The sequence below is a fragment of the Peptidiphaga sp. genome, assembly GCF_057238965.1.
On the sequence record NZ_DBHHEV010000003.1, the window covers coordinates 37,401 to 53,867 of the forward strand.

General features: G+C 65.9%; 13 protein-coding genes. 7 read left to right on the top strand and 6 right to left on the bottom strand.

Annotated elements, in window-relative coordinates; all coding sequences use genetic code 11:
* The 3 genes from ACO48X_RS00905 to ACO48X_RS00915 all read right to left on the bottom strand — a co-directional run.
* A partial coding sequence (locus tag ACO48X_RS00905; RefSeq protein WP_484999639.1) for a 2,3,4,5-tetrahydropyridine-2,6-dicarboxylate N-succinyltransferase occupies positions 1–553 on the bottom strand: 553 nt, incomplete at its 3' end.
* 128 nt (positions 554–681) lie between these two features.
* Positions 682–2,169 (bottom strand): Maf family nucleotide pyrophosphatase, encoded by a 1,488-nt coding sequence (locus ACO48X_RS00910; protein WP_484999641.1) that lies wholly within the window; start codon positions 2,167–2,169, stop codon positions 682–684.
* 260 nt (positions 2,170–2,429) lie between these two features.
* The gene (locus tag ACO48X_RS00915; RefSeq protein WP_484999643.1) at positions 2,430–4,079 is read right to left on the bottom strand and encodes a DUF885 domain-containing protein; all 1,650 of its coding nucleotides are present in this window, start codon (positions 4,077–4,079) and stop codon (positions 2,430–2,432) included.
* A 536-nt stretch (positions 4,080–4,615) separates the two neighbouring features.
* Here ACO48X_RS00915 and ACO48X_RS00920 point away from each other — a divergent pair.
* The 3 genes from ACO48X_RS00920 to ACO48X_RS00930 all read left to right on the top strand — a co-directional run bounded on the left by ACO48X_RS00920 (position 4,616) and on the right by ACO48X_RS00930 (position 8,052).
* Entirely contained in the window at positions 4,616–5,776 is a 1,161-nt protein-coding gene (locus ACO48X_RS00920; RefSeq protein WP_484999645.1) for an adenylate/guanylate cyclase domain-containing protein, read from the top strand.
* 251 nt (positions 5,777–6,027) lie between these two features.
* Positions 6,028–6,702, top strand: a complete 675-nt coding sequence (locus tag ACO48X_RS00925) for a response regulator transcription factor (RefSeq protein WP_484999647.1) — start codon at positions 6,028–6,030, stop codon at positions 6,700–6,702.
* A gap of 3 nt (positions 6,703–6,705) precedes the next feature.
* A complete protein-coding gene (locus tag ACO48X_RS00930) occupies positions 6,706–8,052 on the top strand; it encodes a sensor histidine kinase (RefSeq protein WP_484999649.1) in 1,347 nt (448 codons plus the stop codon).
* 87 nt (positions 8,053–8,139) lie between these two features.
* Here ACO48X_RS00930 and ACO48X_RS00935 read toward each other — a convergent pair whose 3' ends face one another.
* Positions 8,140–8,649, bottom strand: a complete 510-nt coding sequence (locus tag ACO48X_RS00935; protein ID WP_484999651.1) for a GtrA family protein — start codon at positions 8,647–8,649, stop codon at positions 8,140–8,142.
* A gap of 68 nt (positions 8,650–8,717) precedes the next feature.
* Between ACO48X_RS00935 and ACO48X_RS00940 the strand changes: the two genes are divergently transcribed.
* Entirely contained in the window at positions 8,718–9,938 is a 1,221-nt protein-coding gene (locus ACO48X_RS00940; protein WP_484999653.1) for a 5-(carboxyamino)imidazole ribonucleotide synthase, read from the top strand.
* A gap of 185 nt (positions 9,939–10,123) precedes the next feature.
* Positions 10,124–10,627: a 5-(carboxyamino)imidazole ribonucleotide mutase gene (gene purE / locus ACO48X_RS00945; protein WP_484999655.1), complete on the top strand. Its 504-nt coding sequence runs from the start codon at positions 10,124–10,126 to the stop codon at positions 10,625–10,627.
* Between the two features lie 136 nt (positions 10,628–10,763).
* Here purE and ACO48X_RS00950 read toward each other — a convergent pair whose 3' ends face one another.
* Positions 10,764–12,431 (bottom strand): LCP family protein, encoded by a 1,668-nt coding sequence (locus ACO48X_RS00950; RefSeq protein WP_484999657.1) that lies wholly within the window; start codon positions 12,429–12,431, stop codon positions 10,764–10,766.
* Positions 12,432–12,442: 11 nt separating this feature from the next.
* Positions 12,443–13,711 (bottom strand): LCP family protein, encoded by a 1,269-nt coding sequence (locus ACO48X_RS00955; RefSeq protein WP_484999659.1) that lies wholly within the window; start codon positions 13,709–13,711, stop codon positions 12,443–12,445.
* A 697-nt stretch (positions 13,712–14,408) separates the two neighbouring features.
* Between ACO48X_RS00955 and ACO48X_RS00960 the strand changes: the two genes are divergently transcribed.
* Positions 14,409–15,443, top strand: coding sequence for a glycosyltransferase family 2 protein (locus ACO48X_RS00960; RefSeq protein ID WP_484999661.1), 1,035 nt, complete (start codon positions 14,409–14,411; stop codon positions 15,441–15,443).
* Between the two features lie 634 nt (positions 15,444–16,077).
* Positions 16,078–16,467: hypothetical protein (locus tag ACO48X_RS00965; protein WP_484999663.1), on the top strand; the 390-nt coding region annotated here is incomplete at its 3' end.

Consider the following 16,467-nt stretch of genomic DNA (forward strand, 5'->3'; position numbering starts at 1 on the left):
CCATCGCGTTGCCCAGGGTTCCCGCGTTGAAATTGACGAAACCGGCGTGCATGACGGTGGTCCCCTCGGCCAGATGCGCGCCCAGGCGCACGTTGTTGCCGTCGGCGATGCGCACGCCCGAAGGCACGACGTAGTCGACCATCCGCGGGAACTTGTCGACGCCGAGCACCTGCAGGTTCGCACAGACCGCGCGGGCGCGCAGCTGCACCTCGGTCAGCTTGTCCACGGCCACGGGTCCCAGATTCGTCCACGCCACATTTTCGAGGACGCCGAAGATTCCCTCCAGGTTGATCTCGTTCGGGCGCACGAGCCGATGGGACAGCAAGTGCAGGCGCAGGTAGGCGTCGGCGGCGTTCTCGGGAGCGGCGTCGACGTCGATCGACGTCGTGACGGCCCGCGTCTGGACCGCGCGAATCTGGTCTTCGGTCTCGGCCAGCTCGAGGTCGGCGCCCTCGGCGGGTTCGCCGAATCCGAGCTCCGGATACCACACGTCGAGAATACGTCCGTCGGAAACAGTTGCCAGGCCTCGGCCCCACGCGTTCTTTGCACTCATGCGCCCAAGCCTACCAAGAGAATGATGGGCGTTCGCTGGGAACCGGTCGGCCCTGCGGAAAAGACGGTCGGCTGCTGACGGCCGGTTGGCGAACGGGAAAAGACCGACGGCCGCGAAAGACAGGGCGGTCAGCTTGCAGCGCTGCGGATGACCTCTGCCAGGCGCGGCAGATCTTCGGCGAAAGCGGGGTGCACGGGCCGGTCGAGGCGGCCCTGCAGCAAATCGTCGAGGGGCACCCATTCGAGCGCGAGGGATTCGTCGTTGGGCACGGGCTCGGCCGTCTCGCAGCGGGCCGCGAACGTCGTGTAGCGCCAGTCGCCGTGATCGCGCACGATGCTGCCGGCCACATCGAGGCTGCCCGCGCCGATCGCCGTCTCTTCCTCGAATTCGCGCAGCGCGCCCTCCAGCGGGGTCTCCGACCATCCAATCGCCCCGCCCGGGTTCGACCATGTTCCGCCCGAATGCGACCATTCGGCGCGCAGCTGCACGAGCACCTCGATCGATTCGCGCTCGCGGAAGGCAAGGATCCCCGCGGCGCCCGCCAAGCCCCAGTGTTCGGACCCGCAGGGGCACAAAATGAAACCGTCCGCGCCTCTTCGGCGTCTGCCGCTGTGTGGCTTGCCGCGCAGCGGCCTGGCGCTCGGGGCCCTGTCGCTCAATGGCTTGCCGCTCGGTGTCTTGTCGCTCAGTGGCTTGCCTCTGGGTTTTGGACGCCCCGAACCGGCAGCCGGCACTTCCGCTGCACCGCTCGCATCGGCGACGCCTGCGGCACCACTGTCGATGCTGCTATCGGATGGAGTGCCATCTGCGGCGGCCAAGACAGATTCGACAGCGGGCGAGTGCGTAGCATCGCCCGCCAACTTGACCGGCGGCTGCCAGAGCCGGGTGATCGAGACGCCCCAGTTCGCCAGCATGGCGCGCAGCAGCGGCAGCGAGATGCCGACCACGCCGTGATAGTCGCCGTCGACCCTCTCGACAAACGGCCCGCCCAGCCCGTCCACGGTGAAGGCGCCCGCCACGTGCAGCGGCTCCCCGGTGGCGACGTATGCCTCGACTTCGGCGTCGGACATCGGCGCGAAATGGACGACGGCGTGGGAAACCGCCCCCAGCGACGCCCCGCTCTCCAAATGAATGATCTGGTGGCCCGTGTGAAGGACTCCGCTGCGCCCGGCCATGCGCGCAATGCGCTCCCGCGCCGTTTCGGGGGCGCCGGGCTTGCCGACTGCCTCGCCGTCGAACTCGAACATCGAATCGCAGCCGACAACGATGTCGGCCCCCGCCGCCTCGCGCGGGTCATACGCCACAGCACGGGCCTTCGCCGTTGCGAGGGCGAGGACCTTTTGCGCCGGCCCGCCGCGAACCGATTCGAGGAGGGCTTCTTCGTCGACGTCGGAGACCTGGACGAGCGGATCAAAACCCGCGGCCCGCAGCGTAGCTAGCCGCGCGGGCGATTTACTGGCCAGAGCCAGCCGGAGCCGGCCGTTTCCCGTCAGGCCGAGCCTGCCGCCGCGCGTCCGCTGAGGCGTTGCGCCGGCGCTAACCCAGCCCCGGCCCGGCGCATCAATCGCCGATTCATTCGCAAACGGCTTCTTCGCCCATTCGTTTTCAGGTGGCATTTCGGCAAATTCAGGTGGCATTTCGGCAAACGAATCTGTGGCGTCACCCTTGCCATCGGCCAGATCCGCGGATCGTCTGCGCCCGGCCTCGCCCGCTGGGTCATCAGGCACGGCTGCACCCGTCAGATCACGCCCGGCCTCGCCCGCTGGGTCATCAGGCACGGCTGCACCCGTCAGGTCACGTCTGGCCTCGCCCGCTGGGTCATACCCGGTATCGCCGGCATGCCCGGCCTCACCCGCATGCCCCCGTGAGGACCCGCTCACGCCAAGGCCTCGCGCAGAACGTCCAGGCCCACCGAGCCGATCGACAGGGCCCTGTTGTGCCACGCCTTGAGGTCGAAGTTCGCGCCCTCCTTCGCCCGGGCCTCCTCGCGAAGCTGCGTCCAGATGCGCTGGCCGATCTTGTACGACGGCGCCTGCCCCGGCCACCCCAGGTAGCGGTTGAGCTCGAAGCGCAGGAAGGCGTCGTCGCTGGCGACGTTCTCACGCAGGAAGCGCCACGCCGAATCGGCGTCCCACGTGCCCTCGCCCCACGGGCCGGCGTTCTTGCGCAGGTGAACGCCGAGATCCACCACCACGCGCGAGGTGCGCAGCCGCATCGAGTCGAGCACGCCCATGCGGTCGCCCAGCTCGTCCATGTACCCGAGCTCGGCCATTAGCTGCTCGGCGTAGAGGGCCCAGCCCTCGCCGTGGCCCGACACCCAGCAGCCGCCCGCGGTTCCGTTCCGGCGCCAGTCGTTGAGCGAGTCGCGCATGTACGTTGTGAGCCCGATCTGCAAGTGGTGGCCCGGAACGCCTTCGTGGTAGACGGTGGTCTTTTCCTTCCAGGTCGCAAACTCCGTGACGCCGGAAGGCACGGACCACCACATGCGGCCTGGTCGCGAGAAATCGCCCGTCGGGGGCGTGTAGTAGATGATCCCGGTTCCCGACGGCGCCAGGCAGCACTCGATCGTGCGCAGCGGCTCGGGAATGTCGAAATGCTCGGACATCGCCGCAACCGAGGCGTCCGCCGTCTCCTGCATCCACCTTTGCAGGGCGTCGACGCCGGAGAGCTTGCGCTTGGGATCCGAATCCAGCCTCTCCATCACCTCGCGCACGCCGACGCCGGGTCCGTACAGCTCGCGCGCCGTCCTTTCCTGCTCCGCGACGATCTCCGCGAGCTCGGCCTTCCCCCATTCGTAGGTCTCGTCGAGGTCGATGTCCGCGCCGAGGAAGTGGCGCGAGAAGAGGCTGTAGCGCTCGCGGCCCACGGCGTCTTCCTCCACCGCCGTCGGCAATGCCGTCTCCCGCAGGAAATCTGCGAGCTGGCCGTAGGCCACGCGCGCCGAGTCGGCGTTCGCGGCGACTTCGGGCCGTTTGTTCACCAGATGGAGAAAGGGGGAGGCCGAGCCGGCGGCGCCCTCGCACTGCTCCGCACACCTCTCGATCTGGCGCGCCGGGATCGGCGGCCCCGAGGCGATTCGCTGCCGCAAGGATTCCTTGTAGCCTTCGAGGGCTTCGGCGACGACGCCGAGACGGCGGTTGACATTGTCCCAGTCGGCCTCGGTTTCGGTGGGCATGAGGTCGAAGATGTCTCGGACGCCCTGGATGGGTGAGGCGATGACGTTGATCTCGCCGCACCTCTCGCCGGAGTCGATGAGCTCGAGCTCCAGCCCGAGGCGCTCGTTCATCGCCGCCACGGTGATCCGATCGACGTCGTCGGCGATCGGAAGGGAGTTTAGCTTGGCGAGGGTCCCGGATATCAAGCTGCGCTGCTCGTCCACGCCGGCGGGAGAATAGTCTGAAAGGGCTCCGTGGTCGGCGTCGTCCGTGCCCACGACGGTGGCCGCTTCGGGAGACAAAGCGAGGTCTGCGTGAAAGTACTCGTTCGCGAGTGCGTCGATGGCGCTGGGGGTGCGAATGTTTGTCATGGACCAAGTTTATCGATTCGAATCCTTGCGGCCATAGGAGCATTCTCCTCCGGCGCAATCCACGGCGCTTCTTCGAGGCGTGGAAGATTTGCGGAGCCTGCCGCGAAAGAGCGTCATTGAGCCTGTTGCAAATGAGCGTCGTTGAGCCTGCCGGGAAAGAGCGTCGTTGAACCTGTCGGGAAAGAGCGTCGTTGTGCCGGCGCCTCTTCGAGGCAGGGGACGCGGCTGGCTGTCCGCCTGTCCATGAGCGCAATTCTTGGAGTTTTTGGGCAGACCCGGAGTTTATGGGCAGACCTGGAGTCTTTGGGCTGAAGGGCGGCGGGCTGAGGCGCGGCCGCCGCGGCAGACGGGGCCAGGATCAGTTGTCATGGGCTCTTGGGGCGCAGGCGCCGGTTTCTTCCGTCTCTGCCTGCTTTTCGGCGGCGCCGATCTCCTCCGAGCCGCCACTCGACGGGCGACGCTCATCCACAACGCGTGACGCGGGCCTCCGCCGTGCCGTATAGTGTGTGATTGAAGGCACAAAACGAGGGAGGTACGTGACACAATTGCACGATGTAAAAGGACTGGAAACGGACGACGGGTCCGGAGACGAGGCCGTGGACCGCAACGAGAAGGGGCTTTCCGGCGTCGAAAGCCGACAGATCGATGAGAGGCGGCAGGACGATGAGAGCCGGTCGGTCGATGAAAGCATGCCTCTCAACACCGTCGAACGGCATGCGCGCGGCATGCTCGGCGGAGGGGAGCGATATTCCCTCCTGCAGGCGGCCGAGCTCGCGGGGCTCGACGTCGAAACGGCCCTCCGCTTCTGGCTGGCCATGGGTTTTCCCACGGTCTCGGAGAGTCGCGAGAAACGGATATTCACCGACGGCGACGTCGACGCCATGCGGCTTCACGCGAAGGCGCTTCGCTCGGGCCTGCTGACCCACGAAACGTTGGAATCGCTCAATCGCGCCCAATCCCACATGTCCGACCGCCTCGTTCTTTGGCAGCACGAGGTGCTCGTCGACTATGCGCGCAGGGAACTCGGGCTTGACGGGATCTCGGCCAGGTTCTGGGTCCTCGACAACATTGTCGACTACGAGGATTATCTGCGTCGGCAGATGGAATACTCGTGGAGGCGCCACATGGTCGCCCTTCTCCGACGCAGCGAGACGGAAGTCTCCCAGATGGAGTTGACCGAGGCCTCCGACGTCACCCTGCGCAGGGCCTTCGGATTCATCGACATGGTGGCCTTCACGAATCGATCGAACGAGCTGGGGTCGGCCGAGTTCATCGAGCTCGTCGAGGAGTTCGACTTCACCTGCCGCATGGCCATACACGCCCACGGCGCGCGGGTGGTCAAGAGCATCGGAGACGCCTTTCTCTACATCGCCGACGACCTCGACACCGGCGCGCGGGTGGTGACGAACGTCGTGGACGAACTGCGGAAGGTGCCCGGCATGCTCCCGGTGCGAGCCTCCCTCGTGTGGGGAGGCGTCGTCTCGCGCTTTGGCGACATTTTCGGGCCCAAGGTCAACCTTGCTTCGCGTTTGGTCGACGTCGCCGAATCGGGGACGATCCTGACCGACAGCGAAACCGCGGAAACCTTGCGTTCGCTCGTGCCCGGCCGCTACACCCTCGTTCAGGCCGGAAGCCCGAATCTTCAAGGTTTCGGAAAGATCGAAGCGGTCGAGGTGCGGAGGATGCCCTCGTCGTGACGGCCCTTTGCTTGGGCGAGCGCCCGGCGCTTGCGCGACGCTAGAGGAAACTGCCGCGATTCGGGCGGCCGCCCGGGCGGGGGATCGGCTTGTACGCAAGCGAAGGGACGGCCTTTTGGGTATGCGTTCTTTATGAACTGGGAGCGCCGTTAAGCCCTCGGAAAGCGGCGGCCTGCGACTCGGTGTTTTAAGAGTAAAGATTTCCTAAGACGGGCAGGCAAATTGTAACGGAATTGCATTAGAATCAGCTCATGACGAAGATGCTTCTTGTAGAGGACGACACCGCGATCTCCGGACCACTCCTGCGCGCCCTCGGGCGGGAGGGATACGACGTGCATTTGGCGGAGACCGGCCGGGACGCCATTGAGGCGATGGGCGGCGGCGTGGACGTCGCCATCCTGGACCTCGGCCTTCCCGACATGGACGGCCTTGACGTCGCACGCCATGCACGCTCCCAAGGGTGGATATTTCCGATTCTCATCCTCACGGCCCGTTCGGAAGAGGTCGACATGGTCGTCGGCCTCGACGCCGGAGCCGACGACTACGTCACCAAGCCTTTCCGCCTCGCCGAGCTTCTCGCGCGGGTGCGTGCAGTGCTGCGCCGAAGCGAAGCCAGCGAGAGCGACGTCATCCGCGTCCAGGATTTGGTCATCGACGTTCCCGCCCACAGGGTCGTCCGAGGAACGACGGAACTCGGGGTCTCCGGCAAGGAGTACGACCTGCTCGTGGTCCTCGCGCGCAACGCCGGGCAGGCGGTTTCCCGCGCTGACATCATGCGGGACGTGTGGGACGCGCCGGAGGACGACGCCTCGAAGAAGCTCGACATGCACGTTTCGTGGCTGCGCCGGAAGCTCGGGGATTCCGTCTCGGATCCGCGCTACATTTCGACGGTGCGCGGAGTGGGATTCCGTCTCGAAAGGGAGTGAGCGATGCGCAGGCGGGCCCTCACGATGACGACGGTCGCCGTGACGGTCGCCGTCCTCCTGCTCGGCCTGCCGGGTATGGCCTTGGGCTCGCTCTACATCCTTCGCAGCGCGGACGAGGACGTCCATCGCCGGGCGACGCAGATCGCCAACGTCGTCGACAAGAACGTCTCGGATCAGCGCGAAGGGCTGAAGGGCAGAGGGCAGCAGGGCAACTTCGACGTCCTGCCCCTCGACGTCATGCGCGCGACCGTCGATGGCGCGACATACCCCATGTTCGTCCGTGTCGCGATCTCGGGGGAGAAGGCGGAAGTCGGCGCGCAAACCGACGAGGACGCCATCGAGCACACGGCCACGGGAACCTCGGGGGCGCAGGTGACGGTGGGCATAGAGCGAAGCGCTGTGTGGCGCAGGATCGGTTTGTTCATCTCCCTTGGCGGGGCCGCCGTCGCGGTGTCGTTCCTTGTGGCCGTCGCTTTGGCGCGCCGTCAGTCGCGGAAAATATCCGCGCCGCTCATCTACCTCGCCGCGGCCGCGGAGCAGATCGGCGCCGGTCAGGCGAGCCCGCGCATGAAGAAATCCGGAATAGAGGAGATCGACCTCGTCTACGAGGAGCTCGTGAGAACCGCGGACCGCATGGCCGGGCGCATCGCCGCCGAGAGGCAGTTCGCCGCGGACGCCTCGCACCAGCTGCGCACGCCGCTCACCGCCTTGTCGATGCGGCTTGAGGAGATCGAGTACCTTTCCGAGCAAGAGGAGGTCCGTCAGGAGGCCGCCTCGTGCCTGGAACAGGTGGAGCGGCTCACCGGCGTCGTCGCCGATCTGCTGCGCTCCTCCCGCGCGGTTGAGGCCAGCACCGAGGCGGTTTCCCTCTCCAAGCTCTTCGAACAGCAGTCCGATGAGTGGGAGCGCTCTTTCGCCAAGGCCGACAGACGCCTCGTATTCGAGGACGACGCCGGAGTGGCCGTTCTCGCAACGCCCGGCGCCCTCGCGCAGATCGTCGCGACCCTCATCGAGAACTCCCTCAAATACGGCGGGGGGACGACGAAAGTCGCGGCGCGGAAAGTCGGCAAGGGAGTGGTGATCGACATCTCCGACGAAGGCGAGGGCATACGCGAGGACCTTGTCGATGCGATCTTCAACAAGGGCGTCTCGACCGGCGGCTCAACTGGAATCGGCCTTCCGCTGGCGCGCAGCCTCGCCGAGGGCGCGGGCGGCAGGCTCGAGCTGGCGCAGGCGGCGCCGCCGATCTTCCGGCTGACCCTCAACGCCGTCCCAAAGTCGATCAATCCGCAGGATATCCTCCCGGCCGGGGCAATCGTCTCGGTGGGCGCGCGCAGGCGGCGGCGATAGGGACATCGTCCGAGGTCTGGACCGGTTTGCCCAGGGTCTGTCGCGGGCGCCGACGACAAGCCGTCGGACTTGTCGAAGCTTTTTTCTTTAAACGCAGGCGGCCCTTGCGCCGCGAGCGGCGACTTTCTTGTCGTGAGAGGCCGGGGCAAACACGAAATAGCGGTACATGACGTACCGGAAGGCTGTGCCGAGCACGAGGCCGACGACGTTGCCGGAGACGTTGTCCGCAAACTGGGTCGTCAAATGCAGGACGTAGCGGGAAAAGCCCAGGCAGCCGAGGGCGATGACCAGGCCGCCGAGGTTCACGAGCGCGAACATGGCGAATTCCCGCCCCTTGTTCTCGCTGCGCCTCTTTTTGAACGTCCACAGCCTGTTGGCGACCCAGGCGAAGATCACGGAAACGGTCACGGAGACGATCTTGGCGGTGAGCGATTTGTCGCCGGGAAGGTCGATCGGAAGCGAGTAGGCCAAAAGATTGAAAAGGCCGACGTCGACGATGTAGGCGCCCAAGCCCACGGTGCAAAACTGTAAGAACTCGACAAACCACTCTCGGAAAGTCTGGCCCCGCAGAAGTTTGCTTATGAGATTCGACAGCACCACGTAAGTGTAACCGGGGATAATGGGAAAAAGACATAGGCTGAAATGTGAAAAACACAGGAGGGAACGTGTCCGATAGCAAAGTCGTCGGGACAGGGGCCGTGGCGGGCGCGCCGCGGGTCGGCGTAGTGGGCGGAGGCCAGCTTGCCCGCATGATGCAGGAAGCGGCCATCGCCCTGGGAATCGAGCTGCGCGCTCTGGTCGAAGCGCCCGACGGCGCCACGGGCCAAGTCGTTCCGCTTTCCGTCGTCGGAGCGGCCGACGACGCCGACGCCGTCCTTGCTCTCGCACGCGGCGTCGACGCAGTGACCGTGGAACACGAGCACGTGCCGGACGAGATCCTTGCCGCGGCGGCTGACGTCGCCCCCGTGCGCCCGGGAGCGTCGGCGCTCGCCTTTGCTCAGGACAAGCTGCTCATGCGGCGAAGGCTGACCGACGCGGGAATCGAGTGCCCGCGCTGGTTCGCCGCGAGGAACGACGAAGAGATCGCGTCCGCGCTGCGAGAGCTCGGCGGGCGGGCCGTCGTCAAGACGCCGCGCGACGGGTACGACGGGAAGGGCGTCGCCGAAATCAGGCTGGCGCCCGACGGCCGATGCGAGACGTCGGCGCCTTTGGGCCAGTGGCTGGATGCGGCAGGAGGCGAGGGGCTGCTCATCGAGGAACTCGTGCCCTTCACGTGCGAGATCTCCCAGCTCGTCGCCCGTCGCCCAGGCGGCGAGATCGCAAGCTGGTGCGCCGTCGAAACGATCCAGCGCGGGGGAGTGTGCGCCGAAACCATTGCGCCCGCGCGGGTTTCTTCCGACGTCGCCGGGCGCGCCGCCGACATCGCGAAGGCCGTGGCCGAGGAGCTTGGCGTGGTGGGGATGCTCGCCGTCGAAATGTTCGTCGACGACGCCGGGCGCATTCTGGTCAACGAGCTGGCGATGCGTCCGCACAACTCCGGCCACTGGACGATCGAAGGCGCGGTGACGAGCCAATTCGAGCAGCACCTCCGGGCCGTGCTTGACCTTCCCCTTGGGTCCACGGACTTGCTGGCCCCTTGGGCCGTGATGGTCAACCTGCTCGGCTCGGAGCTCGAGGACCCCCGCGACGCCTACCCCGAGGCGATGGCCTTGCACCCTTCGGCGAAGATTCACGTGTACGGCAAGGAGGTGAGGCCGGGCCGCAAGCTGGGCCACGTCACCGTGTGCGGCGACGATCTCGACGCGGCGAGAGCCCAAGCGCGCGAGACGGTCGAGGCGCTGGCGGGGCGCGGTGCGCCAGCGACAGGCGCGACCGCGCTCGACTGAACCCGCGATTCCCAGACGGAGAAGAGGCGGGAGCCGCGGCCGCGCATGCCCGAAGCGCAACGGCGCGGGAACCGCAGCGGTGCCGCGCGCCCTTCGCGGAGGCGGCCGCGAATCTTCTCGCGAGGAAGCGGCTGCGCACCCTTCGCAAGGAAGCGGACCCGAGCTCCTCGTGAGAAAATCAAGGCATGAACGCAATCGTTGGAATCGTCATGGGCTCGGATTCGGACTGGAAGGTCATGGAAGACGCCGCCGCGGCGCTTGACGAGTTTGGTATCGCCTACGAGGTCGACGTCGTCTCGGCTCACCGGATGCCCGAAGACATGGTCGAATATGGGCGCAAGGCAAGCGAGAGGGGGCTTCGCGCGATCATCGCGGGCGCGGGGGGCGCGGCCCATCTTCCGGGGATGCTCGCCGCCTTGACGCCGTTGCCCGTCATCGGCGTCCCGGTGCCGCTGCGGCATCTTGACGGAATGGACTCGCTCCTGTCGATCGTCCAAATGCCCGCGGGCGTGCCGGTGGCGACGGTGTCGATTGCCGGGGCCCGGAACGCCGGGCTTCTCGCCGCGCGCATCGTCGGCAGCGCCCCGGCGGACCGGGACGTTCGCGATCGAATGGCGGAATTCCAGGACGGGCTCAGGAAGACGGCCAAGGCCAAAGGGGCCGCGCTGCGCCGCAAGCTCGAGGGCTGAACGGTCCGCATCGGGCTGAACGGCTGGCGAATGTCCTTACGGCGGCGAAGCGCGCTGTCGCAATGCGTTCCCGCCGTCGCAGCGATTCGGTGCGCTGTTGGAGCCGACCGCACCCGCCGCTAAGGCGATTCCGCCCTTACAGAGGGGAAAAGAAATCGGACGACGTCAGAGTCCCGTTGCGGAGCTTTTCGAAGAACCCGTCAATCTTGGCGGGATCGAGGCGCACGGCCGACTGCTGGCCCACCCGGTAGTTCATGCTCGAAATGGGCGGCGCGCCCATCAGCCCGTCGGGGCCCATGACGCCGCGAATGCTCAATCCCGCCTTGCCCAGGGCGACCATGCCGGTGTCGGGGTCGACGGTCAGATGCTCGGCCACCGTGCCGACGAGGGAACGCTGGCGCATCGGGTTGATGAGCGTGGAGGGCGAGGCCGCTTTGGAGACGACCTTCGAGACGACCTGACGCTGGCGGAGCGCTCGGCCGATGTCCCCGAGAGGGTCGGCTTTGCGCATTCGCGAAAAGGCAAGGGCTGTGGGGCCGTCGGCGTCGTGGCAGCCCTTTGTCCACACCAGGCCCGAGTCGCGGTCGTTGACGTCGGCGTCGTAGCAGAGGTTGACTCCGCCGACGGCCTCGACGAGGGATTGGACCCCGCCCATGGAAACCTCGATGTAATGGTCCACCTTCAGGCCGCTCAATTCCTCGACGGTGCGCACGAGCAGCTTGGGCCCGCCGATCGAATAGGCCGCGTTGAGCTTGCCGGCGTTGTTGCCAGGGATTGTCACGTAGGCGTCGCGGGGAAGGGAGACGAGAGCGGGCTTCCCGGACTCGGGGACGTGCAGGAGCATGATCGTGTCCGAACGCTGCCCGGCGGTGGGATCGTCGATCGCGCCCTTCTCGCGCTTGTCGGAGCCGACCACGAGGTACGTCGTGCCAGGGGTGTCGGCTTTGTCGGAAAGCGCATCGACGTCGTGGAGCTTCGAGTTTCCGTAATGGATGAGATACGCCGGCCAGGCGATGAGAAGCACCAGAAGGACGACGAGGGCGATGCCTATGCGCCGACGCCAAGGGTGCCTGCGGCGAGGCTTCGACGGCGGATAGAGCCCGCCTCCCGATTCCGTCGGGCCTTGCGGCGGCTGTGTGGGGCCGCGCGGCGGCTCGGTCGGGCCCTGTGGCTGGGCCGCCCGGAAAGGCTCGGTCGGAGCCGGAAGGGGCCGCCCGCCGAGCGAGTCCGGTCTCTGTGGACTCTGAGAGCCTGACAGATTGGAGGCGGAGGCGCCGCCCGAAGGCCGCTGCGACGACGCCGACGGCCCTCCCCGCGAGGCGGGAGGGTAGGAAGAAGGCTGGGACGGGCGAGAGGCGCCCGCGGCGGGATCGTCGTCAAGGCGCCGCGCGCTTCCTCCGGGCCGGGCGACGCTCGTGGACCCGGAGCGGCGTGCGCTGTGAGAGGCCTCGGAAGCCGACGTTGCGGACCCTGCCTGCTGAGCGGAACCGGGCTGTTGAAGGGACCTGCCTTGCGGGGCGGAGCCAAGCTGCTCGGCAGCCCCCGACCGGGAGCGAGAAACGCGCTGCGACGCCGAACCGGACTGCGACGCCGAACCGCGCTGCTCGTTCGGGTCGATTCCGAGTTCTTTTTCGAGCAGAGAGCGCTGACGTCGCGGCGGGCGACCGTCGATGGCAGCCCACTCTTGAAGCTGCTCAGACGTGCTGCCCGTGCCGCCGGAGCGGCCGCTGACCACTTCCTTGGCTCCCGAGGAGTCTGGGCGCGCGGCTTTTTTGGCAGGCTCGAAGGACGGAGGCTGTGTCATAGGGCACCCGCTTACTTGGCGTTGTTCCTAGTGCAAACCGGGGTCTTCGTGCTTGAGGGCGAAGGCTTCTTAGCCGACTGGGAGGCCTCGGGCGACGCCGGGCTCTCTTTGGCGGCATTCTCCGCGCTTCCTCCCGGGTTCGCCGGAGTTTGGGAAGGGGACTCGCTGTCCGTGACGGTGCCCTCGGCCGGGTCGACCGTCATCGTCACGGGCTTGTCTTTGGCTATGCTCGCCCAAAGTTTGTCCGCCTCTTTGCGCGGGACGACGTAGGCGCCCTTGTGCTCGAAAGGCATCGTGAGGAATTTGACGTCGCTCGGGGCGACGTTCTGGAGAGAAGAGGCTAGGCCTGCGAGATTGCGGATGTCTCCGAATTCCTTGTTCGCGGCGATGTTTTTAGTGGTGGCGTCGAGGATGCTGTACAGCTTGCTCGCATCCCCCACCAGGTCAAGGTCCATCGCCTCAGTCATAATGGTTTTGACTAGCTCCTGCTGTCTGCTCACCCTGCCGAGGTCAGAGCCGTCGCCCAGGCTTTTGCGGGCTCGGGCCAAGGCCAGCGCCTGGTCGCCGTCGAGAAGGCGGCATCCCGCCTTGACTTTGAGGCCCGCCTCCTTGTCGTTGACGTCCTCAGCGAAGTAAGAAGGCACTCCTCCAAGCTCGTTCACGATTCCCTTGAAAGCGGCGAAGTTGATAACCATGAAATTGTCGATGCGCAGCCTTTTCCCGGTCAGCTTCTCAACTGTTTTCATTGTGCATGCCGCTGCCGAACCGGTGTTGAGCTTGGCCCCGCCTTTGGCGAAGGCGGTGTTGAATCGAGCGTTCTTTTGCGGTTCGGTCGTGTAGAGGACTTTGTCGTCATCGTCTTTGTCTCTCACATTGCATTCGGGAATGTCGACGAGGGTGTCGCGGGGGATGGAGACGACTTCGACTCGTTTGCGATCCGCGGAAACATGCACGAGCATCGTCGTGTCTGAGCGCATTCCGACCACGTCGCCTGAAGACCCGGCTCCGTCCACGTCCGAATCCCCGCTGCGATAATCCGATCCGATGAGGAGGAAATTCACCGACTTTCCGGCTTGCTTGTCGATCGTTGGGCGATCGCTGCCGAGGTCTTTCCGCGGGTCGTACTTCTCGATGTTGCCGTTCAGGCGGAAGTACATGAAAACAAGGGCCGAAGCACCTGTCAGCAGGAGCGCGGAAAGGCACAGTGCCGCGATCCTGAAAATGTGCCGTGATCGACGGCCGGCCGCCATATGGGCGGCATCGCGTTGTTTTCTACTCACCTTGCCAATAGTACGTGCCGTTCCTGTGGGAGAGCGGGGAATGCTTGCCGTTGGGGAGTTGTGAGACCGAGGCCGACATCGATGTCGATAAGTGTGGACGGTGAAGTAACGGGTTAAAGTCCGAGAACACCCGCGGGTCATCCGACCCAAATGTGCAGACGTGGCCGATGACTGCCGACGTAAGCGTCTTCCGCGAAATGTAGCGGTTTTCACAGTGGTTGGAGGCTTGACACAGTCGAGGGTGAGAGGGTGTGCATTCGCCCAGATTCCTGGGTGTGCGGTGCTCGCCGGTCCCGGGCGGCGGGTCTGTGCGAACGGGGCCGGATCCCGGAGGCGAGTGCGGAGGATGCCCAAACCGCCGCGGGTCTGCGCGAATGGGGGCAAGATTCTTGGGTGTGCGGTGCTCGCCGGCGGCGTGCAGCTTGGAACGCAGTCGCGCGGAGTGCGTGGAGTTCGGAGCGGAGGCGCTTGAAAAGCGGGCATTGTCCGAATTGAGAACGAGGTCGAAAGCTGCGGTGCTTCGGGGCGTGGAGCCGTGCTTCGAGGCATGGAGCCGTGCTTCGGGGCGTGGAGCCTTGCTTCGGGGCGTAGAGCCGTGCTTCGAGGCATGGAGTTGCGGCGCCCTTCCCTCCGCCTCGGAACGGCTGGGAGACGGACTCTGGAAACGCGAAGCGCTGCGGGAGGTTAGTCTTATTCAGTGAACACCGAACGCCTGAGGATTGTCACCGTCGCCTTCAACCCGGGGGAGGAGCTCGCATTGTGGGCGGAGTCCGTCGGCGAGGCCACGCGCAGGGCCGTCGACGTCGTCGTCGTCGACAACGGGACCGAAGCTGAAATGGTCGACGCCGTGGGGCGGATCTATGGCGCCGCCGTCCTCAGGCCGGGCCGGAACCTCGGTTATGGAACGGCTGTCAACCGCGGTGTGAAAGCGCTGCGCGAACAGAGCGCGGCTGCGCCCGGCCCGGCTGCGGGATCGCTCGACAGGCGGCCGCTCAAGGCACAAGGGCCGGCCGACGTTCAGGGCTTGGCCGGTGCGGACGTCGAGTTTCCCGCCGCGAATGAATCTGGCCTTTCACGTGCGCCTTCCGGCGAGGGTTCGCTTGATTCGCGGGACTCCGAGTGGATCGTCGTGGTCAACCCCGACGTCGTCTTTCTGCCCGGCGCCATCGACAAGCTGATCGCCGCCGCGGCCGCGTGGCCTCGCGGGGGAGCCTTCGGGCCGCTTGTGCGCGATCGCGCGGGAACCGTCTACCCCTCCGCCCGCAAGTTCCCGCGGCTCGTTTCCGGCGTCGGGCATGCGCTTTTGGGCGGAGTTTGGCCGAACAACCCGTTCTCGCGAGCCTATCGCGAAAACGCCGACACCACGCGGGCCCATGTCGTCGACTGGCTCTCCGGCTCGTGCCTGCTGCTTCGGCGCGAGGCATTCGACGCCGTCGGCGGGTTCGACGAGTCGTACTTCATGTTCTTCGAGGACACGACGCTGGGAGAGCAGCTGGCCTCTGCGGGGTGGCAGAGCGTTTTCATCCCCGACGCCGAAGTGGTGCACGATCAGGGCGCAAGCTGGCGGAACAAGCCAGAGAACATGATCCGCGCGCACCATCGTTCGGCCGCCCGATACCTCGACGGGGTTTACTCCAAGCCTTGGCAGGCGCCGTTGCGCTGGGCGCTGCGAGCCGGGCTGAAAGCGCGGGAGGAGCTGCTTGTCCGCTTGTCACGGCGAGGCGAGAAATAGCCGTCGCGGCGAGGCGAGGGAAGTGGGCGCCGTGCGGAAGGCCGGCGTGAGCTATGGCGGGCGTCGAAGCCCGATTTTGTGTGCCCTTTAGGGGTAAGCGCCGAGTTTCCGGAGTGAAATTCCAAGAAAAGTGGCTTGGCTTGGGTTGAGCGTTCGGAAAAGTGCCTGGACATTGCAACTGCGGATCTGAAGGCGGGTGCGTCGATGTTGCGATGAGGCTGGCAGTGCAGCGAAATCCGGGGCTTTCGCGTTTTGCCGAGGCCGCCCCGCCAATCGCCGCGAGGCTATGGGCCCTGCTGAGGCATCCTGTGGACGGTGCAGAGACGCCCTGGCGCGCCGAGATGCTTGACGGGTGTGGCCGTTGCGTCCGGGTGTCCGGCGGTGTTTGTGGGCGCTTTCGGGTTCGGTGGACGTCGCCGAGGCTTGCAGGGGCCTTTGGGGTGCCTGTAAACATGACGAAATGCGGCCTGTGTGGCTGTGGCAAAGCCGCATCGGTTCGTGTGCGCTTATACCTCACATGGTGTACATTTAGGCTGAAATGTTGCGAATGTGACAAATGTGCATTCTGTTAAGTCTGTGATGTATGGTGGATTACCGTTTCTCTTTTGGAGGGAGAAAAATTGGAGGATCAAATATGACCATTCGACGCTTCGCCGGCCTTTCGTTGGCCGCGTCGCTTATCTTCGTGAGCACTCCCGTGTTCGCCTCAGAAAATCCGGTCGCCGGGGCGCGAAATGCATCGGCTGCCGTCAACCAGGCGGCGGCTGCCGCCGACCGCGCGTCGTCCGCTTCCGGCCTGGCCGGGGCAGCCGACGGCAGCGTTCCGACGACCCCGCGGAGCGGCTCGGAGAAAACACAGACTCTTGCCATCACAGACGGCTCGGGCTCCTTGACTCAGACTGGCAAGGACGCCGCCCTGACGGCTTCGGAAGTTGCCGCCGCCTCGGGCGCTGGAACGGACAATGAATCCGAAGCTCAGGCCGGCGCAGAATTCGGAACCCAGGCAGATGCGCCTGCATCCGCA

Bases quoted from the DNA above. Each gene is read 5' to 3' on its own strand.
- ACO48X_RS00925 (WP_484999647.1), top strand. From the start codon at position 6,028: ATGACGAAGATGCTTCTTGTAGAGGACGACACCGCGATCTCCGGACCA.
- ACO48X_RS00930 (WP_484999649.1), top strand. From the start codon at position 6,706: ATGCGCAGGCGGGCCCTCACGATGACGACGGTCGCCGTGACGGTCGCC.
- ACO48X_RS00915 (WP_484999643.1), bottom strand. From the start codon at position 4,079: ATGACAAACATTCGCACCCCCAGCGCCATCGACGCACTCGCGAACGAG.
- purE (WP_484999655.1), top strand. From the start codon at position 10,124: ATGAACGCAATCGTTGGAATCGTCATGGGCTCGGATTCGGACTGGAAG.
- ACO48X_RS00950 (WP_484999657.1), bottom strand. From the start codon at position 12,431: ATGACACAGCCTCCGTCCTTCGAGCCTGCCAAAAAAGCCGCGCGCCCA.
- ACO48X_RS00910 (WP_484999641.1), bottom strand. From the start codon at position 2,169: ATGCCACCTGAAAACGAATGGGCGAAGAAGCCGTTTGCGAATGAATCG.